This window comes from Ancylobacter sonchi (assembly GCF_018390695.1).
GTDB lineage: Bacteria > Pseudomonadota > Alphaproteobacteria > Rhizobiales > Xanthobacteraceae > Ancylobacter > Ancylobacter sonchi.
Map to the genome: position 1 here is coordinate 359,809 of NZ_JAHBGF010000016.1, position 21,574 is coordinate 381,382.

Below are 21,574 nucleotides of genomic sequence, written 5' to 3' on the forward strand. Positions count from 1 at the left end.
CTCGACACGCTCTTTACGACCTTGGACAGGAAGCGGTTGCGCGGGCTATAGCTCGCGCGGCCCGGCCTGAGGCCACGGCGCATCGTTCGGTTTTCTTTATAGAGCGATTTCAAACCACGATCCTAGGGGTCTGACGGGGTGCAGCGCAAAATAGTGCAGGGCGGGGGCGATACGGCCGCTCCGGGGATGACCGATGCAGCTAGTCGTTAGGGAAGTCGCCTGCCGGCGGGGCGCGCGCGAACTGTTCCGCGGCCTCGGTTTTACCGTCCCGGCGGGGCGCGCGCTCGTGGTCACCGGACCGAACGGTGCCGGCAAATCCTCGCTCCTAAGACTTTTGGCGGGGCTGGCGTCGCCGGTATCGGGATCCATCCAACTGGAGGGCGCGCCGGAGCCGGACGCCTATCGTGAGCAGGTGCACTATCTCGGCCATCTCGATGCCCACAAGCTGGCGCTGAGCGCGAGCGCCAATCTCGGCTTCTGGCGCGACCTGCTCGGCGGCGTCGATCAAAGCTCGGCGCTGGAGGTCGAGGACGCGCTGGAGGCGGTAGGCCTCGGCGGCCTCGGCGGGCTGCCGGTCGCCGTGCTCTCCGCGGGCCAGAAGCGCCGGCTCGCCCTTGCCCGCCTCCTGGTGGTCGAGCGGCCGCTCTGGATCCTCGACGAGCCGACCACCGCGCTCGACGCGCGGGCGCAGGCGCTGTTCGCCAGCCTCGCGCGTGCGCATGTTGAAAAGGGTGGCCTGCTGGTCGCCGCCACCCATGCGCCGCTCGACCTCGGCGCCGGCGATTCGCTGGATCTCGGCGCGCATGTCGCACATTCCGCGCCTGTTGCGGATGCCGCCGCCGGGGAGGACGCGGCGTGACCCGTGCCTTCCTCGCGCTTGTCCGGCGCGACCTCGCGCTCGCCCTCGGCAATGGCGGCGGCGCCGGGCTCGGGGTGGTGTTCTTCCTCGCCGTGGTGGTGGTCACTCCCTTCGCCATCGGGCCGGACCTCAACCTGCTCGCCCGCATCGGCCCGGCGATCCTGTGGATCGGCGCGCTGCTCGCCTCGCTGATCGGCCTCGACCGGCTGTTCGCCGCCGATGCCGAGGATGGCTCGCTCGACCTGATGTTCATGAGCGAATTGCCGGTGGAACTGGCGGCGGCGGCCAAGGGCCTCGCCCATTGGCTCGCCACCGGCCTGCCGCTGGTGGTGGCGGCGCCGGTGCTGTCGCTGCTGCTCAATCTGGAGCCGGCGGCGATCGGCGCGCTCTGCCTCACCTTGCTGGTCGGCACGCCGGCGGTGACGTTCCTCGGCCTGGTCGGCGCCGCCTTCGCGGCGGCGTTCCGGCGCGGCGGGCTCTTGGTCGCGGTGCTGGTGATGCCGCTCACGATCCCGGTGCTGATCTTCGGGGTGGCGGCGACCGGGGCGGCGATCGGCGGCACGGTGCCGTTCGGCGCGCCGTTCCGCATCCTTGCCGGCTTGTCGCTCGGCGCGCTGGTGCTCGGCCCGGTGGCTGCTGCCGCCGCGCTGCGCGCCACGCGGGAATGAAAAATATTTCCATTCCCGCGAATCGGCCGGCTCTGGCATACCAGGTGCAGCAATGCGCCGCAGGTGGCGGCAAGCCGTTGAAACGCCGCCGGGAACCCCGTGGCGGCGTGGCAAGGCGGCACCAGCCGGGCACCAATGGGGCGCTACGTCATTTGCCTGCCCGAATCCATGCTTTCACCGTGTTGCAGCATGGGAAGAGGCGTGTTAGGGAACCGCCCGACCTGATTGGGGGGCCCGCTCGGTCGGCTCTTCCAGTTCAGTTCGAAACCCTTGTAAATCCGGGTTCGACCCCTAGCCGTGCCGGCTGTGGCGGACGACCCGAGAAGCCCGAGAGAGGCACGGTGGCGGAGACCTACGTATCCGGTGTGGCGGGGCGCTATGCGACGGCTCTTCTCGAGCTGGCTCGCGAGGCCGGTGCCATCGACGCTGTGAAGGCTGACCTCGACCGGTTCGGCGCCCTCATCGCCGAGAGCGATGACCTGAAGCGTCTGGTGCGCAGCCCGGTCTTCTCCTCCGAGGAGCAGGAGCACGCGGTGGCCGCGGTGCTCGACAAGGTCGGGATCGGCGGTCTCGCCAGCAATTTCTTCAAGACGGTGGCGGCCAATCGGCGCCTGTTCGCGGTGGAGGCGATCATGCGCGCCTTCGACGCGCTGGTGTCGGTCGAGAGGGGCGAGGTCGTGGCTGAGGTCACTGTCGCCCAGCCGCTCTCCGATGCTCACGCCGCCACCCTCAAGGGCGCGCTCGACCAGATGACCGGCAAGAGCGTGCAGCTCGCCGTCACCGTCGATCCGTCCCTGCTCGGTGGTCTCAAGGTCAAGATCGGCTCGCGTCTCGTCGACGCCTCGCTCAAGACCAAGCTCAATTCGATCCGCACTGCGATGAAAGAGGTTCGCTGATATGGATATCCGCGCCGCAGAAATTTCCGCGATCCTCAAGGAACAGATCAAGAATTTCGGCCAGGAAGCCGAAGTCTCCGAGGTGGGTCAGGTCCTGTCCGTCGGTGACGGCATCGCCCGCGTCTATGGCCTCGACAACGTCCAGGCCGGCGAGATGGTCGAGTTCGAGAACGGCACGCGCGGCATGGCGCTGAACCTCGAAATCGACAATGTCGGCGTCGTGATCTTCGGTTCCGACCGTGAGATCAAGGAAGGCCAGACCGTCAAGCGCACCGGCGCCATCGTCGACGTGCCGGTCGGCAAGGGCCTGCTCGGCCGCGTCGTCGACGCGCTGGGCAACCCGATCGACGGCAAGGGCCCGATCGAGTTCACCGAGCGCCGCCGCGTCGACGTGAAGGCGCCCGGCATCATCCCGCGCAAGTCGGTGCACGAGCCGATGCAGACCGGCCTGAAGGCGATCGACGCCCTCATCCCGGTGGGCCGCGGCCAGCGCGAGCTGATCATCGGCGACCGCCAGACCGGCAAGACCGCCATCGCGCTCGACACCATCCTGAACCAGAAGCCCATCAACCAGGGCACCGACGAGAAGGCCAAGCTCTACTGCGTCTACGTCGCGGTGGGCCAGAAGCGTTCGACCGTCGCCCAGTTCGTGAAGGTGCTGGAAGAGCAGGGCGCGCTGGAATATTCCATCATCGTCGCCGCCACCGCCTCGGACGCCGCGCCGATGCAGTTCCTGGCGCCGTTCGCCGGCACCGCCATGGGCGAGTTCTTCCGCGACAACGGCATGCACGCCCTCATCATCCATGACGACCTGTCCAAGCAGGCCGTGGCGTACCGCCAGATGTCGCTGCTGCTGCGCCGCCCGCCGGGCCGCGAAGCCTATCCGGGCGACGTGTTCTATCTCCACTCGCGCCTGCTCGAGCGCGCCGCGAAGCTGAACGACGAGAACGGCGCCGGCTCGCTGACCGCCCTGCCGGTCATCGAGACCCAGGCCAACGACGTGTCGGCCTACATCCCGACCAACGTGATCTCGATCACCGACGGCCAGATCTTCCTTGAATCCGACTTGTTCTTCCAGGGCATCCGCCCGGCGGTGAATGTCGGCCTCTCGGTGTCGCGCGTCGGCTCCTCGGCGCAGATCAAGGCGATGAAGCAGGTCGCGGGCAAGATCAAGGGCGAGCTCGCCCAGTATCGCGAGCTGGCCGCCTTCGCCCAGTTCGGCTCGGACCTCGACGCCTCGACGCAGAAGCTGCTCAACCGCGGCGCCCGCCTCACCGAGCTCCTGAAGCAGTCGCAGTTCTCGCCGCTGAAGGTCGAGGAGCAGGTGGTGGTGATCTATGCCGGCACCAACGGCTATCTCGACACGCTGCCGGTGAGCAAGGTGCGTGCCTTCGAGGACGGGCTGCTGCTGTTCCTCCGCACCAAGCACGCCGACATCCTCGATACCATCCGCACGTCCAAGGAGCTTTCCAAGGACACCACCGCGAATCTCGTCAAGGCGATCGACGCCTTCGCGAAGACCTTCGCCTGATCGGGCGAAGCGGCGTCGAGGGCACGGGAGCCGAGGGTAGATGGCCAGCCTCAAGGAACTGCGCAACCGCATCGCTTCGGTGAAGGCGACGCAGAAGATCACCAAGGCGATGCAGATGGTCGCCGCCGCCAAGCTGCGGCGCGCCCAGACCGCCGCCGAGGCGGCGCGTCCCTATGCCAAGCGCATGGAGAGCGTGCTCGGTAACATCGCGTCCGCCGTTTCCGGCGGGCCGGATGCGCCGCTGCTGCTCACCGGCACCGGCAAGGACAATGTGCACCTGCTGCTCGTGCTCACCGCCGAGCGCGGCCTGTGCGGCGCCTTCAACTCCTCGATCGTCCGCCTCGCCCGCGAGCGGGCCAACGCGCTGATGGCGCAGGGCAAGACGGTCAAGATCTTCTGCGTCGGCCGCAAGGGCTACGAGCCGCTGCGCCGCCAGTTCGAGCGGCAGATCGTCGACTTCGTCGAGCTGCGCGCCAACAAGGGCGTCACCTTCGCCGAGGCGCAGACGATCGCCGAGAAGATCATCGGCATGTTCCAGGCCGGCGAGTTCGACGTGGCGACGCTGTTCTTCTCGCGCTTCCAGTCGGTGATCTCGCAGACCCCGACCGCGCAGCAGATCATCCCGGCGACCTTCCCGGCCGTCGCGGCGGCTGCCGGCGCCGTGGCGACCTATGAATACGAGCCGGACGAGAACGAGATTCTCGCCGACCTGCTGCCGCGCAACCTCGCGGTGCAGATTTTCACGGCGCTGCTGGAGAACGGCGCGTCGGAGCAGGGCGCCCGCATGAGCGCCATGGACAACGCTACCCGCAACGCGGGCGACATGATCAAGAAGCAGACGCTGACCTACAACCGCACCCGCCAGGCGATGATCACGAAGGAACTGATCGAGATCATCTCCGGCGCCGAGGCGCTGTGAGGCAAGGGACCAGAAGGACACCGAACATGGCTAAGGTCGGACGCATCACGCAGGTCATCGGCGCCGTCGTCGACGTGCAGTTCGAGGATCACCTCCCGGAGATCCTCAACGCGCTTGAGACCACCAATAACGGCGCGCGGCTCGTGCTCGAGGTTGCCCAGCACCTCGGCGAGAACACCGTGCGCACCATCGCCATGGACTCGACCGAAGGTCTGGTCCGCGGCACCGAGGTGAAGGACACCGGCGGCCCGATCTCGGTGCCGGTCGGCGAGGCCACCCTCGGCCGTATCATGAACGTCATCGGCGAGCCGGTGGACGAGGCCGGTCCGGTGATCGGCGAGACCACCCGCGGCATTCACCAGCCGGCCCCCTCCTATGCCGACCAGTCGACCGAGGCCGAGATCCTCGTCACCGGCATCAAGGTGGTGGACCTGCTGGCGCCCTACTCCAAGGGCGGCAAGGTCGGCCTGTTCGGCGGCGCCGGCGTCGGCAAGACCGTGCTGATCATGGAGCTGATCAACAACATCGCCAAGGCGCACGGTGGCTACTCGGTGTTCGCCGGCGTCGGCGAGCGTACCCGCGAGGGCAACGATCTCTACCACGAGATGATCGAGTCCAAGGTGAACGTCGACCCGCACGAGAACAACGGCTCCTCGGCCGGTTCGAAGTGCGCCCTGGTGTACGGCCAGATGAACGAGCCGCCGGGCGCCCGCGCCCGCGTCGCGCTGACCGGCCTCACCGTCGCCGAGCACTTCCGCGACCAGGGCCAGGACGTGCTGTTCTTCGTCGACAACATCTTCCGCTTCACCCAGGCGGGCTCGGAAGTGTCGGCGCTGCTCGGCCGTATCCCGTCGGCGGTGGGCTATCAGCCGACGCTGGCCACCGACATGGGCGCGCTGCAGGAGCGCATCACCACCACCACCAAGGGTTCGATCACCTCGGTGCAGGCGATTTACGTGCCGGCCGACGACCTGACCGACCCGGCCCCGGCCGCCTCCTTCGCGCATCTCGACGCCACCACCGTGCTGTCGCGCTCGATCGCGGAAAAGGGCATCTACCCGGCGGTGGATCCGCTCGATAGCACCTCGCGCATCCTGTCGCCGCTGATCATCGGCGACGAGCACTACACCGTGGCGCGCCAGGTGCAGCAGACGCTGCAGCGCTACAAGTCGCTGCAGGACATCATCGCGATCCTGGGCATGGACGAGCTCTCGGAAGAGGACAAGCTCACCGTCGCCCGCGCCCGCAAGATCGAGCGCTTCCTGTCGCAGCCCTTCCACGTCGCCGAAGTCTTCACCGGTTCGCCGGGCAAGCTCGTCGACCTCGCCGACACCATCAAGGGCTTCAAGGGCCTGGTGGAAGGCAAGTATGATCACCTCCCGGAGCAGGCCTTCTACATGGTCGGCACCATCGAAGAGGCGATCGAGAAGGGCAAGAAGCTGGCCGCCGAGGCGGCGTGATACCGGGCGGCGTGACGGAGCCCCGGTCCTTCTCGTGAGGGCCGGCCGTCGGGCCGCCGGGATCGTGCCTCTTTAGTTTGCTGGCGCTGGAGGAATCATGGCCAACTTCCCGTTCGAACTCGTCTCGCCCGAGAAGCTCGTCTATTCGGGTTCGGTGAGCGAGGTTGTGGTTCCCGGCGCCGAGGGCGAGTTCGGCGTGCTCGCCGGCCATGCGCCCTTCGTGTCGGTGCTGAAGCCGGGCGTGCTCATCATCAAGGGTGAGGGCAAGGTGCAGAAGCTGTTCGTGCGCGGCGGCTTCGCCGAGGCGAACCCGCAGGGCCTCACCGTGCTCGCCGAGACGGCGGTTCCGCTGGCCGATCTTGGCGGCGGCAGGCTCGCCCAGATGATCAAGGACGCGCAGGAAGACGTCGAGGACGCCAAGGACGACGCCACCCGGCTGAAGCGCCAGACCGTGCTCGATGCGCTGAAGGCGACCGCCGCCGCTATAGAGGCTGACGGGCGCACCGCGCATTGATCGGCCCCCGCCCGGCGGGTAGAACAGACGAGATGAAACGAGGCCGTCCGCAAGACGGCCTTTTTCATGTCCGGGAGACCCCCGTTTTTCTGGGAGACACGCGATGACCGTCGCCGCGACGCTGGATGTTGCCCCTTCCTTCAGCCGGGAGGCCTGGCAGCGCAATCTTCCGGTCTATGACGCCATCCGCACCATGCCGTTCAACGAGGCGCTGGCGGACGGCACGCTCGGCGTCGGCCGCTTCCGCCACTACATGGTGCAGGATGCGCATTATCTCATCGCCTTCGGCCGGGCGCTGGCGGTCGCGGCCGCCAAGGCCGACGATGCCGATGGGCTGGTGCAGTTCGCCGAGGCGGCGAAGGTGGCCGTCATCGTCGAGCGCTCGCTGCACACCGATTTCTTCCGTTCCTTCGGCATCGCGCCGGCGGATTTCGAGGCGACGGAGATGTCGCCGGTCTGCCACCATTATTCCAGCTTCCTGATCGCCAGCGCCCATGCCGAGCCCTATCCGGTGGTGCTGGCGTCGCTGCTGCCCTGCTTCTGGATCTATGCCGAGATCGGTCGCGACATTCTCGGCCGCGCCACCCGCCCGAACCCGTACGACGCCTGGATCGACACCTATGCCGGCGAGGAGTTCCACGAGGCGGTGCGGGCGGTGATCGCCAGCACCGACCGCGCGGCGGATGCCTCCTCGCCGACGGTGCAGGCCCGCATGCACCGCGCCTATGCGCATGCCTGCAAGCTCGAATGGATGTTCTGGGATTCGGCGTGGCGCGAGGCCGGCTGGCCGGTCTGAGCCGTCGCGGCCCGGCTGTTGCATGGCATGGCGGGCCGTCCCGAAGGTGATTAGTCTGGCGGCAGCCGGCCTGCGCCGCGGAGGAACATGGACCAGCCCGTCGTCGATAGTCCGGTCGCCCAAAGCCCCGTCTCCGAGCGTGGACGCTCGGAGGCGCCGATCCGTGCCCGTATCCTGCAGGCGATCTTCGAGCGACGCCTGCATCCCGGCGAGAAGCTGACCGAGGAGCGCGTCGCCGAACTGTTCGGCGTCAGCCGCACCGTGGTGCGCCAGGCGCTGGCGCGGCTCGCCCAGGATGGCATCGTCGAGCACCAGCCCAATCGCGGTGCCTTCGTCGCGGCGCCGAGCCGCGCCGATGCGCGCCATGTGCTCGATGCCCGCGCGGTGGTGGAACCGGAGATTGCCGCCTCGGCCGCCTGCGGCTGCGCCGCGCCGGCGGTGGCGCGGCTGCGGCACCATGTTGCGATGGAGAACGAGGCCCGCGCCGCCGGCGAGCGGGCGACGCTGGTGCGGCTCACCGGCGAATTCCACATCGCGCTGGCCGAGGCGGCCGGCAATCCGGTGTTCGTGCGGCTGCTGACCGAACTGCAGGCGTTGTCCTCGCTCGCCATCCTGCTCTATGCCCGCGGAGAGCACGCTGCCTGTCCGCCGCACGAGCATGGCGACATCCTCGCCGCCATCGAGGCCGGCGACAGCGAGCTGGCCGCCCGGCGCATGCGCGACCACATCGTGCATGTCGCCGAGGAACTGGACCTGTCGGAGCCGCCGGAGCGCCCGCTTGGCCTCGCCGAGGCGCTGGGGCTGGAGCCGGCCGGCGTGACGCGGCCCGGCCGGTCAGCGGCGCGGCTGCGCCGGGAGCCGACGCCCGGCGGCATCGCCTAGGACATGTTCCGCGAGAGCTGAAAGGCCTTCGCGACGGCAACGGGCTTCGGCTCATCGGATCTGGAGCCCGGCCACGGGCCGGTCGAGACGCTGTCGCTTACACCTGCCGGAGCGGCAACACAAAATCCCCGCGCGGATCCGGGATCCGGCGGGGCATCGGTCTGTGGTGGAAGAAGAAGGCCACCGGCCTTCGCGGCGACCCGGCCGGGTGCCGCGCGTCCGGGGCGTCTCCGGCGCCTAGGGCATTTTCAAGCGAAGTGGATACCGTTTCGCATGAAGAAAATGCGTGTCGTCAAAGACTTAGAGAAATTCTGGTGAACTGGGTTCACCGGAATTGCTCTAGCGGCGACGGCCCGGCGGCGGGCGACGCTGGCCGGAACCGACCGGAGGGGTCGGGCCGCCGGTCTTGTGGCGGAAATTGATGCGCCCGCGCTCGAGGTCGTAGGGCGACATCTCCACCACCACGCGGTCGCCCACGATGGTCCGGATGCGGTTCTTCTTCATCTTGCCCGCCGCATAGGCGAGAATCTCATGTTCGTTGTCGAGCACGACGCGGAAGTTCCCGTCGGGCAGCACCTCGGTGACGGTGCCGTCGAACTCGAGCAGTTCCTCTTTCGCCATTCCTGGCTCTCCTTGCCGAAGCCTTTTCGAGCTGTCGTCAGGGCAAATACCCTGACTCCAGCGCTTTGTCTCGCCCAAAGCCCGTTCCTGCCGGCTCAAATCGTCCGATCGACAGGAAAGTGCTTCCGGCAACCATGCGTTGGTGCCGCCGGCGTCCTATGGCTGGGTGCCATGGACGCCGTCGGAGCCGATCTCAGCGCGCCGGGCCGCGCGACCGCGACGGACGCTCGCCGCGACCACCCTCGGGGCGGGGCCCCTCGTGATGCGGGCGCTCGTGACGCGAACCTTCGTGACGGGGCCCTTCATGGCGCGGACGCTCATGACGGGAGCCCTCGTGACGGGGCCCTTCATGACGATGGCCCTCATGACGGACGCCCTCGGGGCGAGGCCCCTCGTGACGCGGGCGCTCGCCGCGCGCCGGCTGCATGAAGCCGACGCCGCTCATCTCGCCGGCGCGTCCTTCCGAACGCCCCTCGGGACGGCCTTCGCCACCGCGATATTCGGGGCGGCCGCCCGGACGGCCAGGCCGCCCGGCGGGACGCGGACCGCGCTCGCCTTCATTGCGCGAGCCCTCGTTGCGCGGCCGCTCGCCGCGACCGCCACGCGGACCACGCTCCTCGCGCGGCGGGCGCTCGTCGCGGAAGCCCTCGCGCACCGGCCGGCCCTCGCGGCGGCTCTCGCCGCGACGGTCGACGCTGGGGATGGTCAGCTTGATCAGCCGTTCGATGTCGCGCAGATAGGCGCGCTCCTCGCCGTCGCACAGCGAGACGGCGATACCGTCGGCGCCCGCGCGGGCCGTCCGACCAATGCGGTGGACATAGCTTTCCGGCACGTTGGGCAGGTCGTAATTGATCACGTGGCTGACGCCGGGCACGTCGATGCCGCGCGCGGCGATGTCGGTCGCCACCAGCACCTTCACCTTGCCTTCGCGGAAGGCGGCAAGCGCCCGCTCGCGCTGCGGCTGCGACTTGTTGCCGTGGATGGCCTCGGCGTCGATGCCGGCGCCGGCAAGGCCCTTCACCACCCGGTCGGCGCCGTGCTTGGTGCGGGCGAAGACCAGCGCGCGGTCGAGCCCGTCGCCCTGCAGCACCTCGATCAGCAGGTCCGGCTTGCCGGCGCGGTCGGTGAAGAACACCTTCTGCTCGATCTTGTCGGCGGTCTTGGCGACCGGCGTCACCGCGACGCGCACCGGGTCGGTGAGCAGGGCGGCGGCCAGCTTCTCGATCTCCTTCGGCATGGTGGCCGAGAAGAACAGGTTGCGGCGCTTGGCCGGCAGGCGGGCGACGATGGCGCGGATGGCGTGGATGAAGCCCATGTCCAGCATCTGGTCGGCTTCGTCGAGCACGAACACCTCGACCTCGTTCAGCCGCACGGCGTCGTTCTCGATCAGGTCGACGAGGCGGCCGGGAGTGGCGACGAGCACGTCGACGCCGTTCATCAGCGCCCGCGCCTGCCGGCCGAGCGGCACGCCGCCGATGGCGAGGGCGGTCGAGGGACGGATGTGCTTGCCGTATTTGCGGAAGCTTTCGAGGATCTGGCCGGAGAGCTCGCGGGTGGGCGAGAGGATCAGCGCGCGGGCGGTGCGGCGTTCCGGCCGGCGGCGCTCGGTGATGAGGTGCTGCAGGATCGGCAGCGCGAAGGCCGCGGTCTTGCCGGTGCCGGTCTGGGCGATGCCGATGAGGTCGTGGCCGGCGAGAACCTGCGGCACGGCCTGTGCCTGGATGGGGGTGGGGGTGTCGTGGCCAGCTTCGGCCAGCGCCTTCAGGATGGGCTCGGCGAGGCCGAGCTCGGAAAAGGAGGTCAAGTAACGTTCTTTCATGGGGGCGACGTCCGGCCGTGCGCCATGATCGTGCGCACCGCCCGTCGCGGGGATGGTGGACACCCCGCGTGGCCTGGGACGTCGGCGAAACCGGTTGATCAGGGGCCGAAGACTGCCGCGGCACTCGCATGAGCGAGCCATATGCCGAAGCGGAAATCGAGCGACGCGGCCCCGATACGAGCACGGCTTTCACAGGCTCATCCGCCCGTCCGTCTCGCATGCACCGCCTATGTGGCGCAAAAAGGCGAGGATTTCAAGGCATCGCCGCTTATATAGATGAGGCCGCTGCCGCAGCGGTGCCTTCCGGTCCCGTCATCCAGCCGCTCCAGGAGCCTCATGTATCCCGACGTCGTCGATCTGCGCAGCTTCTACGCCCAGCCGCTCGGCGTGGTGGCGCGCCGGCTGGTCGGCCGGGCGGTGCGCCAGCGCTTCGACAATGTGCGCGGGCTCTCCGTGCTCGGCATCGGCTATGCGACGCCCTATCTCGGCGTGTTCCGCGAGGAATGCGAGCGGGCGCTGGCCTTCATGCCGGCGGCGCAGGGCGTCACCCGCTGGCCCTCGCGCGCGCCGACGCTGGCGGCGCTGGTCGACGAGAGCGAACTGCCGCTGCCCAATGCGGTGATCGACCGGGTGATCGCGGTGCATCTGCTGGAGCACACGCCGGACGCCGCCGAGGTGCTGCGCGAGGTGTGGCGGGTGCTGGCGCCGGGCGGGCGCCTGCTCTGCGTGGTGCCGAACCGGCGCGGCGTCTGGGCGCGGGTGGACAATAATCCGTTCGGCCATGGCCGGCCCTATTCGCGCAGCCAGGTCATCGCGCTGCTGCGCGAGGCGCTGTTCACCCCGGTGGGCTGGGGCGAGGCGCTGTACATGCCGCCGGTGACGCGCAGCTGGTTCCTGCGCTCGGCGGTGGCGTGGGAGCGGGCGGGCGGGGTGTTCGCCTCGCCCTTCGCCGGGGTGCACATCGTCGAGGCGACCAAGCAGGTCTACAAGCCGGTGGCGGTGAAGCGCCGCGCCCGCATCCAGGTGCTCTCCCCGGTGCTGGAGCCGGTGCTCTCCCCCCAGCCAGCCGGCGGGTGAGGGCTCCTCACTCCCCCCGCGACAGCAGGAAGACCGCCTGCTCGCCGAGGAGGTTCCACACCGCCCATGGCAGGTTGAGGCGCACCTTCTGGCCGTAGCCGTTCAGTGCCGTGGCGTGCTCGATGCGCGCGCCCACCTCGTCGACCAGCGCGACGAAGTCGCGAATGGTGCAGAAATGGATGTTCGGCGTGTCGTACCAGCTATAGGGCAGGTTCTCGGTGGAGGGCATGCGCCCGTTGAGCAGCAGGTCGAGCCGCACCCGCCAGAAGCCGAAATTTGGGATGGAGACGATGACGCGGCGTCCCACCCGCAGCATCTGCTCCAGCACCCATTTCGGCCGCCGCGTCGCCTGCAGCGTCTGCGAGAGGATGACGTAGTCGAAGGCATCGTCGGGATAGTCGGCGAGGTCGATGTCGGCGTCGCCCTGGATCACCGCGAGGCCGCGCGCCACCCCGGCATTCACCCCGGCGCGGGAGATCTCGATGCCGCGCGCGTCGCAGCCGCGCGTGGTAGCGAGCAGCTCCAGCAATTCGCCGTCGCCCGAACCGACATCGAGTACCTTCGCGCCCGGCTCGACGAGGTCGGCGATGATCAGGAGGTCGACGCGCTTGCCGGAGGCGGCGCGGGCGGCTTCCTTCATGGTCAGGTCGTGCAGGACGACGTCGCGCGGGCTCATCAGGCGACCCCCAGCGTGCGGGCGGCGGAATCGAGGAAGCCGCGGGTGATGGCGGTCAGCTCCGGCTCGTCGAGCAGGAAGGCGTCATGGCCCTTGTCGCTCTCGATCTCGGCGAAGGACACCGAGGCGCCGGCGGCGTTGAGCGCGTGCACCACCGCCCGCGAATCCGAGGTCGGGAACAGCCAGTCGGAGGTGAAGGAGACCAGGCAGAACCGCGTCTTGGTGCCCTTGAAGGCGTTGGCGAGCACGCCGCCATAGTCGCCAGCGAGGTCGAAATAGTCCATCGCCCGGGTGACGTAGAGATAGGAATTGGCGTCGAACCGGTCGACGAAGGCCTCGCCCTGGTGGCGCAGATAGGATTCCACCTGGAAGTCGGCGTCGAAGGAGAAGGTGCGCCCGTCGCGGTCCTGCAGCCGCCGGCCGAACTTCCGGTGCAGCGAGCCGTCCGACATATAGGTGATGTGCGCCGCCATGCGCGCCACCGCGAGGCCGCGGCGCGGGCTGGTGCCTTCGAGCAAATAGCGCCCGCCGCGCCAGTCGGGATCGGCCATCACCGCCTGGCGGCCGACCTCGTGGAAGGCGATGTTCTGCGCCGAGTGGCGGGCGGCGGCGGCCATCGGCATCGCCGCGAACACCCGCTCGGGATAGCTTACCGCCCATTGCAGCACCTGCATGCCGCCCATCGAGCCGCCGACCACGGCGAGCAGCCGGTCGATGCCGAGATGGTCGACGAGCATCGCCTGCGCCCGCACCATGTCGCGGATGGTCACCACCGGCAGGTCGAGCCCATAGGGCGCGCCGGTCGCGGGGTTGATCGAGGACGGGCCGGTGGTGCCGAGGCAGCCGCCGAGCACGTTGGAGGAGATGACGAAGAAGCGCGTGGTATCGATCGGCTTGCCCGGCCCGATCAGCGTCTCCCACCAGCCCGGCTTGCCGGTCACCGGGTGGATGTTGGCGGCGTGCTGGTCGCCGGACAGCGCGTGGCAGATCAGGATGGCGTTCGACTTGTCGGCGTTCAGCGTGCCATAGGTCTGGTAGGCGATCTGGAACGGGCCGAGCGTGACGCCGGCATCGAGGGTAAGCGAGCGCTCCGGCCCGAAGCGCACCAGTTCGGATTGCGGGAAGTCCGCCTGCGCCCGCGCCAGCGCCTCATAGGCGCGACCGGGGCCGACCGGGCGCTCTTGGCCGCCGGCGTCGGTGGGGTTGGGGTCGTTCACCGTCTCGCTCTCGGACATCTCAACCGTCTTACCGGACGAACAGTTCGTTATAACGGACGATGCGATGATCCCACAGCACCATCTTGTCAATAGCCGTCGGCCGGATTTGCGTCCAGCCGGTCGCTTGGCCGTGCAGATTTCGTTTTGCAGCGCGCCCGTGCGGGTCTAGAGAGCGGAACATGACCGCGCCCGACCATTCGCTTGCCCAAAGCGCCGCCGTTCCTGCCGTCGCTGCCGATCCGGCGGCGTCGCTGGCGGTTCTGCGCGCGGAGATCGACCGCATCGACGCCGCCATGCACGCGCTGTTGATCGAGCGCGGCGAGATCATCGACCGGCTGGTCGAGGTGAAGCGCGCGCGCGCCGCCGAGGGCGGCTCGGCGTTCCGCCCGGCGCGCGAGGCCTCGATGATGCGGATGATCGTCGACCGGCATCGCGGCATCCTGCCGCTGGACACCGTCGAGAGCATCTGGCGCGTCATCATCTCCACCTTCACCTATGTGCAGGCGCCCTATGCCGTGCATGCCGACCTCGCCTCCGGGGAGGCGGCGATGCGCGATACGTCGCGCTTCCATTTCGGCTTCACCGTGCCCTTCCTCGCCCATATGGGCGCGGGCGCGGTGGTGAGCGCGGTCGCCGGCTCGCGCGGCGATCTCGGGCTGGTGCCGGCCTTCGCCCCGCCCGGTGCCGGGCCGTGGTGGACCGCGCTCGAAGGCGACAGCGCGCCGAAGATCATCGCCCGCCTGCCCTTCGTCGAGCGGGCCGACCATCCCGCCGGCCTGCCGGTGTTCTGCATCGCTCATCCGGTCACCGAGGGCGCCGTCACCGAGGTCGAGGTGTGGAGCGTGCGGGTCGCCGGCTGGAACGCCGGCGCGGCGCGGGCGCTCGCCCCGCTGGCCGAGACGCTGGCGGTGCCGGATCGCGGCCTCGACGGCGCGGCGCTGCTGATCTCGCTGCCGCTCGCCGGTGCGGTCGGCCTCGACACCGTGCTCGGCGCGCTCCGGGCCTGTGGCGCCTCGGTGCGCTCCGCCGCGCTCATCGGCTCGCATGCGGGCCGATATAGCCACGACGCCGGCCGCCCCGCGCGTCCGCCGGCGTCGTCGATCGCCCCCGCGCCCTAAGCCCCCATCCGTTCCTTCCCGTCCGTTGCCGGAGTTCCCGCTATGTCGGCCTCGTCCTCGTCGATCACCCCCGTTGCCGATCGTCCCGTCCCGCGTCCCGGCGTGCTGGCGATCGAGGCCTATGTGCCCGGCAAGGCGCAGGCGGGAGGCGCGGTGAAGACCTACAAGCTGTCGGCCAACGAGAATCCGCTCGGTCCCAGCCCGAAGGCGCGCGAGGCCTTCCACGCCGCCGACGCGCTGGAGCTCTATCCCGATGGTTCGTCGACCAAGCTGCGCGAGGCCATCGCCGGCGCCTATGGGCTGGACGCCGGCCGCCTCGTCTGCGGCACCGGTTCGGACGAGCTGATCACCCTCATCGCCGCCGCCTATGCCGGGCCGGGCGACGAGGTGATCTATTCGCAATACGGCTTCCTGGTGTACCGCATCGCCACGCTGGCGGCCGGCGCCACCCCGGTGGTGGTGCCGGAGAAGAACCTCACCGCCGATGTCGACGCGCTGCTGGCGGCGGTCACCGAGAAGACCCGCATCGTCTTCCTCGCCAACCCGAACAACCCGACCGGCACCTATCTGCCGTTCGACGAGGTGCGCCGGCTGCAGCGCGGCCTGCCGTCGCACGTGCTCCTGGTGCTCGACGCCGCCTATGCCGAATATGTCCGGCGCAACGACTATGAATCCGGCATCGAGCTGGTGGCGACCGCCCGCAACGTCGCCATGCTCAGAACCTTCTCCAAGATCCACGGCCTCGCGGCGCTGCGCGTCGGCTGGCTGTACGGCCCGGCCGAGGTGGTGGACGCGGTGAACCGCATCCGCGGCGCCTTCAACGTCAATTCCGCCGCCATCGCCGCCGCCACCGCCGCCATCGGCGACACCGCCCATGTCGAGGCGGCCGTCGCGCATAACGACGTCTGGCTCGCCTGGGTCACCGACGCGCTGACCGCGCTCGGCCTCACCGTCACGCCGAGCGTCGGCAATTTCGTGCTGGCGCATTTCCGGGATGTCGAGGGCCGGCGCGCCCGCGACGCCGACGCCTTCCTCTCCGCGCGCGGCCTGATCCTGCGGCGGATGGACGCCTATGGCCTGCCGGGCGCGCTGCGCATCACCATCGGCACCGAGGAGGCGAACCGCCTGCTCGTCGCCGTGCTGTCCGAGTTCCTCGGCAGTAAGGAGCCCGGCCATGGTGCTTGATCCGCCGCTGCCGCGCCCGATGGTCGGTCGGCTCGCCGTTATCGGCGTTGGCCTGATCGGTTCGTCGATCCTGCGCGCGGCCGATGCCCGCCAGCTCGCGGAGGTCAGCGTCGCTTATGACGCGGCGCCGGAGGTGCGGGCCCGCGTCGCCGAGCTCGGCATCGCCGACGAGGTCGCCTCCTCCCCCGCCGAGGCGGTGCGGGACGCCGACATCATCGTCCTCTGCGTGCCGGTCGGCGCCATGGCGGCGGTGGCCGAGGCCATCGCCCCGCATGTGAAGCCGGGCGCCATCGTCTCCGATGTCGGCTCGGTGAAGGGGGCGGTGCTCTCCGCGCTGTCCACGCATCTGCCGGCGGGCGTGCACATCGTGCCGGCGCATCCGGTGGCCGGCACCGAGTATTCCGGCCCCGACGCCGGCTTCGCGACGCTGTTCAAGAACCGCTGGTGCATCCTCACCCCGCCCGAGGGCGCGGAGGAGGGCGCGGTGCAGGCGGCCTCGGCGCTGTGGACGGCGCTGGGCGCCAATGTCGAGATCATGACCGCCGAGCACCACGACCTGGTGCTGGCGATCACCTCGCATGTGCCGCATCTCATCGCCTACAACATCGTCGGCACGGCGGCGGATCTCGAGAAGGTCACCTCCTCCGAGGTGATCAAATATTCCGCCGGCGGCTTCCGCGACTTCACCCGCATCGCCGCCTCCGATCCGACCATGTGGCGCGACATCTTCCTCAACAATCGCGAGGCGGTGATCGAGGTGCTCGGCCGTTTCACCGAGGACCTGATCGCGCTGCAGCGGGCGATCCGCTGGGAGCAGGGGGAGACGCTGTTCAACCTGTTCACCCGCACCCGCGCCATCCGCCGCTCGATCATCGAGGTCGGCCAGGAGACCGCGGCGCCCGACTTCGGCCGCGAGCGCGGGTAGCGGCGTCGGATCCGGTTCGGGTAGATCGACCGCCGCACGGCTCCCCCACCCCGGCGGGGAGAGGGCTGGGATGAGCGGGCTTCCGGCTCCACGATCGCTGCTTCTCCTCACCGATCCGCGCCACGGGCCATCTCTCCGTCGAGGCCGGCTATTGCCGGCTTCGGCCTTGCCAGAGCTGAACGCGACCATGGCCGGGATCGGACGGGGAGAGGGAGCTTCACCGCAGGCAGGCGCTCCTCACGCCGCCTTGGCCTCGGTTGCTTCGGGGATCGCCGCGTCGCTCTCCAGCTTGGCGTAGACGCGCAGCCGATGGCCGTCGGGGTCGAGCGCCACGAAGCTGCGGCCGAAATCGAGATCGGTGGGCGGCAGCGCGATCGCCACGCCCTTCTTCGCCCATTGCTCATAGGTGGCGTCGACGGCGGCGGCGTCCGCCACCTTGAAGCCGATCTCGTTGCCGCCGGAGCGCAGATGCGGCGTCGGCTTCACCCCGTCGCGCCGCCACAGGCCGAGCCGCAGCCCCGGCGCCAGCGCGAACAGCGCGTGGCCGGCGCTGGTCTCGAGCGGCGCGCGCTCCAGCACGTCGCCATAGAAGCGGGCGCTCGCGCGGGGGTCGTTCACATAAAGAAACAGGTTGCTGGCATCGATCATGATCGGCCCCCGAAAATCCGTGCTGCGATGAATCATGGGAGACTACACGCCCATGCTGCCAAATTCCGGCAGCATCATGCGGCGTCGGTCGGTTCCTCGGCATAGGCCGCCGGCAACGCCCCGGGCTCGCGCGGCGGCTGCGCGTGCTTCCACTGCTTCCAGCGCTGCACCAGCTCGGCCCGGCGGGTGGGGTAGCGCGCCTCCAGCATCTCGGCGCTGGCGATGCGGTCGGTGCGGAAGCTGCGGAAGTCGCTGCGCAATTCGCACCAGCCGATCATCAGCCGCACCTGGTCGAAGAAGGCGAGCGCGAAGGGCCAGACCACCCGCTCGCTCGCCGCGCCATTGGCGTCGCTGTAGCTCAGCCGCAGCTTGCGCTCGGTGCGGATCGCCTTGCGCAGCAGCGCCGGGTCGATGGCGTCGGCGGGGATCGGCGCCCCCGGGGCGATGAACAGCGAGGAGCCTTCCAGCTCCTCGCGCAGATCGGGCGGCAGCACCGCGCTGACACGGGCGAGTGCGCTCAGCGCCGCCTCGGCGAGCCGGCCGTCGGCACGCCCGGCCACCCAGCGCGAGCCGAGCACCAGCGCCTCGATCTCCTCCGGCGTGAACATCAGCGGCGGCAGCAGGAAGCCGGGCCGCAGCACATAGCCCACCCCCGGCTCGCCCTCGATGGTGGCTCCCTGAGCCTGCAGGCTGGCGATGTCGCGATAGAGCGTACGCAGGCTCACGCCGATCTCGTCGGCGAGCGCGCGCCCGCTTACCGGGCGGCGGTGGCGGCGCAGCACCTGCAACAGGTCGAACAGGCGTTCGGAACGGGACATGCCGCATTATAGCCGCAGCCCTGCTGACGGATACTGGCAGCAGCCTCGCCGATTCCCGGCGCTATCCGCCTTTCCCCTGCCGAAAAGGAGACGCTCATGCCGAACCCCGTCGGAGCCGCCAAGGGCCGTGCCAAGGGCCGTGTCACGCGCCGTGGCCTGCTGCTCGCGCTCGGCCTGTCGCTCGCCGGTGCGGGCGTCGCTTCCTCCGCCGCGTCGGCCGCCACCTCCGCTCCCCGCCCGGCGGCCGATCCGCTGGTCGGTCGCGTCTGGGTGGAGGCGAAGCCGGCTTCCGGCCTGCCGGGCACCATGCTGGTGTTCCTGCCGGACGGCACGCTGATCATGGATTCCTGCTGGGAGACCTATGCGCTGCGCCGATGGACCCGCACCGCGCCGGATGCCGTCGCGTGGGACGAGGACGGCGCGACGATCGCCGCGAAGGTGGCGTCGGTGTCGCCGACGCAGTTGACGCTGAAGGTCAGGGCGGGCAAGGACACGGTCGAGCACCGCTATGCGGTGGCGAAGGTGCCCTATGTCTGCCCGGACATGAAGCGCTAGGACAGGATGGACCGGGCCGGGGCGCGTTCCCCGGCATGCCGTGGCGCAGGCCCGATGACGGGCGCGCCTCGCGGTCCGGCCGAACGGAGAGCATCAGGTGCAGTCACGTCTTCGCAACAGCCTCTTCATCGCCGCGATGGCGCTGCTGGTCATCGCAGTCGCCGGCAGCATGATCATCGCCGTCACTTTCAGCCGCATGAGCACCCCCGCCGGAACGCCTCCCGCCACGCAGAACGAGTGAGGCCGGGCGCACCGGTCCTGCCCGGAGCAACCCTCGTCCAGTGCCGGCGAAGATGCCGTGTACGGGCCGCCATGGCCGAGCTGGCCTGCCGTCTCGTCGCGCCGGTGCGGCGTTCGGGATCGCCGCTGACCGAAGTGGTACGTCGCTACAGAATCGCGCAAGAAAATGTCGCAAATCGCACGTGATCATGCCCTGAAATTGCCGTGCAACTCCCTGACGCTACGAGATGTCAAGGGAAGCTTGCTGCTTTACCGGAGGCACTGATGATGACGAAACTTCGTGCGTGGATGTTCGTTACCGCCGTCGCTCTCGCTGCCGTCGCGGCGAGCGGGGATGCGTTCGCCTATAAGATTATCGGTAACGGCTGACCTTCCCCGCGTCGGTCCCCCGGCGCGGGGTCTTCCTTCCGGGATGTCGGGCTTTCCCGACATCCCGGCGAAACCGCCTCGCGCGATCCTGCCCTGGGCCCAGCCGCCCCAAACGAAAATGCCCGGCTCATCGCCGGGCATTCGTATTTGTTAGCCGGATTCGCATCCGGCGATTCGGGGCCGAGCCTCAGCTGCCGGTGGTCGGCATGACGAACTGGGCGCCGGCGCGGATGCCGGTCGGCCAGCGGGCGGTGGTGGTCTTCATCTTGGTGTAGAAGCCGACGCCTTCCATGCCATAGACGTTGCGGTCGCCGAACACCGAGCGCTTCCACCCGCCGAAGGAGTGGAACGCCACCGGCACCGGGATCGGCACGTTGATGCCGATCATGCCGGCCTTGGCGTCGCGGTCGAAGGCGCGGGCGGCATCGCCGTCGCGGGTGAAGATGGCGGCGCCGTTGCCGTATTCGTGGTCGTTGACCAGCTTCAGGGCGTCCTCATAGTCCGGCACGCGCACCACCGAGAGCACCGGGCCGAAGATCTCTTCCTTGTAGATCTTCATGTCGGTGGTGACGTCGTCGAACAGGCAGCCGCCGAGGAAATAGCCGTCCTCATAGCCCTGCAGCTTGAGGCCGCGCCCGTCCACCACCAGCTTGGCGCCGGCGGCGACGCCGTCGTCGACATAGCCGCGCACCTTGGCGAGGTGCTCGCGGGTGACCAGCGGGCCCATCTCGCTGTCCTTGTCGAGGCCGGGGCCGACCTTCAGCGCCTACACCTTTGGCACCAGCTTCTCCATCAGCGCGTCGCCGACGCCGCCGACCGCCACCGCGACCGAGACCGCCATGCAGCGCTCGCCGGCCGAGCCGTAGCCGGCGCCCATCAGCGCGTCGACGGTCTTGTCGAGGTCGGCGTCGGGCATCACCACTAGGTGGTTCTTGGCGCCGCACAGCGCCTGGGCACGCTTACCGTGCGCGCAGGCGGTCTTGTAGACATATTCGCCGATGGCGGTGGAGCCGACGAAGCTCACCGCGGCGATGTCGGGATGGGTCAGCAGCGTGTCGACGGCTTCCTTGTCGCCCTGGACCACGTTGAACACGCCCTTGGGCAGGCCGGCCTCGACCAGCAGCTCAGCGAGCATCAGCGAGGGGGTCGGGTCCTTCTCGGAAGGCTTCAGCACGAAGGTGTTGCCGCAGGCCAGCGCCACCGGGAACATCCACATCGGCACCATGACCGGGAAGTTGAACGGGGTGATGCCGGCGACGACGCCGAGCGGGTGGCGGGCCGAGAACACGTCGACGCCGCGCGCCACCTGCTCGGTGAAGTCGCCGCGCAGCAGATGCGGGATGCCGCAGGCGAACTCGACCACCTCGATGCCGCGGGTCACTTCACCCTTGGCGTCCTCGAAGGTCTTGCCGTGCTCGAGGGTGATCGCCTCGGCCAGCTTGTCGATGTCACGGTCCAGCAGGTTCTTGAACTTGAACATGATGCGGGCGCGGGTCAGCGTCGGCGTGTCGGCCCAGGCCGGGAAGGCCGCCTTGGCGGAGGCCACCGCCTCGCCCACCGTGGCGGCCGAGGCCAGCAGCACCTCGCCCGACTGCGCGCCGGTCGCGGGGTTGAACACCGAGGACGTGCGTCCCGCCGTATTCACCTGCTTGCCGTCGATGTAATGCCCGATCACCGCCATGGATGCCTCCTCCGGAGCCTTGTTCGCCGCTGTTGTGCGTGCGAAAACGGATCAACTCAACGACCATGTTGCCGCATCCGTTGTGCGGAATTTCCATATC

At 69.2% G+C, this 21,574-nt stretch carries 21 protein-coding genes and 1 pseudogene; 15 read left to right on the forward strand and 7 right to left on the reverse strand.

Going from position 1 to position 21,574, the window contains the following annotated elements; genetic code table 11:
- Positions 1-193 precede the first annotated feature (193 nt).
- From ccmA to KHC28_RS09065, 9 genes are all read left to right on the forward strand, one after another.
- Positions 194-859: a heme ABC exporter ATP-binding protein CcmA gene (gene ccmA, locus KHC28_RS09025; RefSeq protein ID WP_214007990.1), complete on the forward strand. Its 666-nt coding sequence runs from the start codon at positions 194-196 to the stop codon at positions 857-859.
- Positions 856-1,527, forward strand: coding sequence for a heme exporter protein CcmB (gene ccmB, locus KHC28_RS09030; RefSeq protein ID WP_214007991.1), 672 nt, complete (start codon positions 856-858; stop codon positions 1,525-1,527). Before ccmA ends, ccmB begins: the two co-directional genes overlap by 4 nt.
- Positions 1,528-1,868: 341 nt before the next feature.
- Positions 1,869-2,423, forward strand: coding sequence for a F0F1 ATP synthase subunit delta (locus tag KHC28_RS09035; protein WP_214007992.1), 555 nt, complete (start codon positions 1,869-1,871; stop codon positions 2,421-2,423).
- A 1-nt stretch (position 2,424) separates the two neighbouring features.
- Positions 2,425-3,954, forward strand: a complete 1,530-nt coding sequence (atpA, locus tag KHC28_RS09040) for a F0F1 ATP synthase subunit alpha (protein ID WP_214007993.1) — start codon at positions 2,425-2,427, stop codon at positions 3,952-3,954.
- 40 nt (positions 3,955-3,994) lie between these two features.
- A complete protein-coding gene (locus KHC28_RS09045; RefSeq protein ID WP_214007994.1) occupies positions 3,995-4,873 on the forward strand; it encodes a F0F1 ATP synthase subunit gamma in 879 nt (292 codons plus the stop codon).
- Positions 4,874-4,899: 26 nt separating this feature from the next.
- Complete coding sequence (gene atpD, locus KHC28_RS09050) at positions 4,900-6,333, forward strand: F0F1 ATP synthase subunit beta (RefSeq protein ID WP_214007995.1); 1,434 nt, start codon at positions 4,900-4,902, stop codon at positions 6,331-6,333.
- Positions 6,334-6,430: 97 nt separating this feature from the next.
- The gene (locus tag KHC28_RS09055) at positions 6,431-6,847 is read left to right on the forward strand and encodes a F0F1 ATP synthase subunit epsilon (protein WP_214007996.1); all 417 of its coding nucleotides are present in this window, start codon (positions 6,431-6,433) and stop codon (positions 6,845-6,847) included.
- A 103-nt stretch (positions 6,848-6,950) separates the two neighbouring features.
- The gene (gene tenA, locus KHC28_RS09060; RefSeq protein ID WP_214007997.1) at positions 6,951-7,643 is read left to right on the forward strand and encodes a thiaminase II; all 693 of its coding nucleotides are present in this window, start codon (positions 6,951-6,953) and stop codon (positions 7,641-7,643) included.
- 87 nt (positions 7,644-7,730) lie between these two features.
- Complete coding sequence (locus tag KHC28_RS09065; protein WP_214007998.1) at positions 7,731-8,525, forward strand: GntR family transcriptional regulator; 795 nt, start codon at positions 7,731-7,733, stop codon at positions 8,523-8,525.
- Positions 8,526-8,864: 339 nt separating this feature from the next.
- Here KHC28_RS09065 and infA read toward each other — a convergent pair whose 3' ends face one another.
- Both infA and KHC28_RS09075 read right to left on the reverse strand, forming a co-directional pair.
- Positions 8,865-9,146 carry a translation initiation factor IF-1 gene (gene infA / locus KHC28_RS09070; RefSeq protein ID WP_144341050.1) on the reverse strand — a complete coding sequence of 94 codons (282 nt, stop codon included), beginning with the start codon at positions 9,144-9,146 and terminating at the stop codon, positions 8,865-8,867.
- A gap of 193 nt (positions 9,147-9,339) precedes the next feature.
- Positions 9,340-10,965, reverse strand: a complete 1,626-nt coding sequence (locus KHC28_RS09075) for a DEAD/DEAH box helicase (RefSeq protein ID WP_214007999.1) — start codon at positions 10,963-10,965, stop codon at positions 9,340-9,342.
- Between the two features lie 336 nt (positions 10,966-11,301).
- On the opposite strand from KHC28_RS09075, the gene KHC28_RS09080 reads away from it, so the two are divergent.
- The gene (locus tag KHC28_RS09080) at positions 11,302-12,042 is read left to right on the forward strand and encodes a class I SAM-dependent methyltransferase (RefSeq protein ID WP_214008000.1); all 741 of its coding nucleotides are present in this window, start codon (positions 11,302-11,304) and stop codon (positions 12,040-12,042) included.
- A gap of 7 nt (positions 12,043-12,049) precedes the next feature.
- On the opposite strand, the gene metW is transcribed toward KHC28_RS09080, so the two are convergent.
- Entirely contained in the window at positions 12,050-12,682 is a 633-nt protein-coding gene (gene metW, locus KHC28_RS09085; RefSeq protein WP_246564616.1) for a methionine biosynthesis protein MetW, read from the reverse strand.
- 35 nt (positions 12,683-12,717) lie between these two features.
- Entirely contained in the window at positions 12,718-13,953 is a 1,236-nt protein-coding gene (gene metX, locus KHC28_RS09090) for a homoserine O-acetyltransferase MetX (RefSeq protein ID WP_214008002.1), read from the reverse strand.
- Positions 13,954-14,114: 161 nt separating this feature from the next.
- Between metX and KHC28_RS09095 the strand changes: the two genes are divergently transcribed.
- From KHC28_RS09095 to KHC28_RS09105, 3 genes are read left to right on the forward strand one after another with little or no spacing between them, the layout of a single operon-like run.
- Positions 14,115-15,053 (forward strand): chorismate mutase, encoded by a 939-nt coding sequence (locus KHC28_RS09095; RefSeq protein WP_214008003.1) that lies wholly within the window; start codon positions 14,115-14,117, stop codon positions 15,051-15,053.
- A gap of 42 nt (positions 15,054-15,095) precedes the next feature.
- Positions 15,096-16,238, forward strand: coding sequence for a histidinol-phosphate transaminase (hisC, locus tag KHC28_RS09100; protein ID WP_214008004.1), 1,143 nt, complete (start codon positions 15,096-15,098; stop codon positions 16,236-16,238).
- Positions 16,228-17,163, forward strand: coding sequence for a prephenate/arogenate dehydrogenase family protein (locus KHC28_RS09105; RefSeq protein ID WP_214008005.1), 936 nt, complete (start codon positions 16,228-16,230; stop codon positions 17,161-17,163). Before hisC ends, KHC28_RS09105 begins: the two co-directional genes overlap by 11 nt.
- 237 nt (positions 17,164-17,400) lie before the next feature.
- On the opposite strand, the gene KHC28_RS09110 is transcribed toward KHC28_RS09105, so the two are convergent.
- Entirely contained in the window at positions 17,401-17,811 is a 411-nt protein-coding gene (locus KHC28_RS09110) for a VOC family protein (protein WP_214008006.1), read from the reverse strand.
- 74 nt (positions 17,812-17,885) lie between these two features.
- A complete protein-coding gene (locus tag KHC28_RS09115) occupies positions 17,886-18,629 on the reverse strand; it encodes a helix-turn-helix transcriptional regulator (RefSeq protein ID WP_214008007.1) in 744 nt (247 codons plus the stop codon).
- 96 nt (positions 18,630-18,725) lie between these two features.
- Between KHC28_RS09115 and KHC28_RS09120 the strand changes: the two genes are divergently transcribed.
- Both KHC28_RS09120 and KHC28_RS09125 read left to right on the forward strand, forming a co-directional pair.
- Positions 18,726-19,184 (forward strand): hypothetical protein, encoded by a 459-nt coding sequence (locus KHC28_RS09120; protein WP_246564531.1) that lies wholly within the window; start codon positions 18,726-18,728, stop codon positions 19,182-19,184.
- Between the two features lie 97 nt (positions 19,185-19,281).
- Positions 19,282-19,425: a hypothetical protein gene (locus tag KHC28_RS09125; RefSeq protein WP_214008008.1), complete on the forward strand. Its 144-nt coding sequence runs from the start codon at positions 19,282-19,284 to the stop codon at positions 19,423-19,425.
- A 555-nt stretch (positions 19,426-19,980) separates the two neighbouring features.
- Here the strand turns inward: KHC28_RS09125 and KHC28_RS09130 are convergent.
- A pseudogene (locus tag KHC28_RS09130) lies at positions 19,981-21,474 on the reverse strand (CoA-acylating methylmalonate-semialdehyde dehydrogenase).
- Between the last annotated feature and the right edge of the window lie 100 nt (positions 21,475-21,574).

Bases quoted from the DNA above. Each gene is read 5' to 3' on its own strand.
- atpA (WP_214007993.1), top strand. From the start codon at position 2,425: ATGGATATCCGCGCCGCAGAAATTTCCGCGATCCTCAAGGAACAGATC.
- KHC28_RS09095 (WP_214008003.1), top strand. From the start codon at position 14,115: ATGACCGCGCCCGACCATTCGCTTGCCCAAAGCGCCGCCGTTCCTGCC.
- KHC28_RS09045 (WP_214007994.1), top strand. From the start codon at position 3,995: ATGGCCAGCCTCAAGGAACTGCGCAACCGCATCGCTTCGGTGAAGGCG.
- KHC28_RS09110 (WP_214008006.1), bottom strand. From the start codon at position 17,811: ATGATCGATGCCAGCAACCTGTTTCTTTATGTGAACGACCCCCGCGCG.
- KHC28_RS09115 (WP_214008007.1), bottom strand. From the start codon at position 18,629: ATGTCCCGTTCCGAACGCCTGTTCGACCTGTTGCAGGTGCTGCGCCGC.
- metX (WP_214008002.1), bottom strand. From the start codon at position 13,953: ATGTCCGAGAGCGAGACGGTGAACGACCCCAACCCCACCGACGCCGGC.
- ccmA (WP_214007990.1), top strand. From the start codon at position 194: ATGCAGCTAGTCGTTAGGGAAGTCGCCTGCCGGCGGGGCGCGCGCGAA.
- tenA (WP_214007997.1), top strand. From the start codon at position 6,951: ATGACCGTCGCCGCGACGCTGGATGTTGCCCCTTCCTTCAGCCGGGAG.
- KHC28_RS09055 (WP_214007996.1), top strand. From the start codon at position 6,431: ATGGCCAACTTCCCGTTCGAACTCGTCTCGCCCGAGAAGCTCGTCTAT.
- KHC28_RS09075 (WP_214007999.1), bottom strand. From the start codon at position 10,965: ATGAAAGAACGTTACTTGACCTCCTTTTCCGAGCTCGGCCTCGCCGAG.
- KHC28_RS09120 (WP_246564531.1), top strand. From the start codon at position 18,726: ATGCCGAACCCCGTCGGAGCCGCCAAGGGCCGTGCCAAGGGCCGTGTC.
- atpD (WP_214007995.1), top strand. From the start codon at position 4,900: ATGGCTAAGGTCGGACGCATCACGCAGGTCATCGGCGCCGTCGTCGAC.
- KHC28_RS09080 (WP_214008000.1), top strand. From the start codon at position 11,302: ATGTATCCCGACGTCGTCGATCTGCGCAGCTTCTACGCCCAGCCGCTC.
- KHC28_RS09065 (WP_214007998.1), top strand. From the start codon at position 7,731: ATGGACCAGCCCGTCGTCGATAGTCCGGTCGCCCAAAGCCCCGTCTCC.
- infA (WP_144341050.1), bottom strand. From the start codon at position 9,146: ATGGCGAAAGAGGAACTGCTCGAGTTCGACGGCACCGTCACCGAGGTG.
- metW (WP_246564616.1), bottom strand. From the start codon at position 12,682: ATGAAGGAAGCCGCCCGCGCCGCCTCCGGCAAGCGCGTCGACCTCCTG.
- hisC (WP_214008004.1), top strand. From the start codon at position 15,096: ATGTCGGCCTCGTCCTCGTCGATCACCCCCGTTGCCGATCGTCCCGTC.
- KHC28_RS09105 (WP_214008005.1), top strand. From the start codon at position 16,228: ATGGTGCTTGATCCGCCGCTGCCGCGCCCGATGGTCGGTCGGCTCGCC.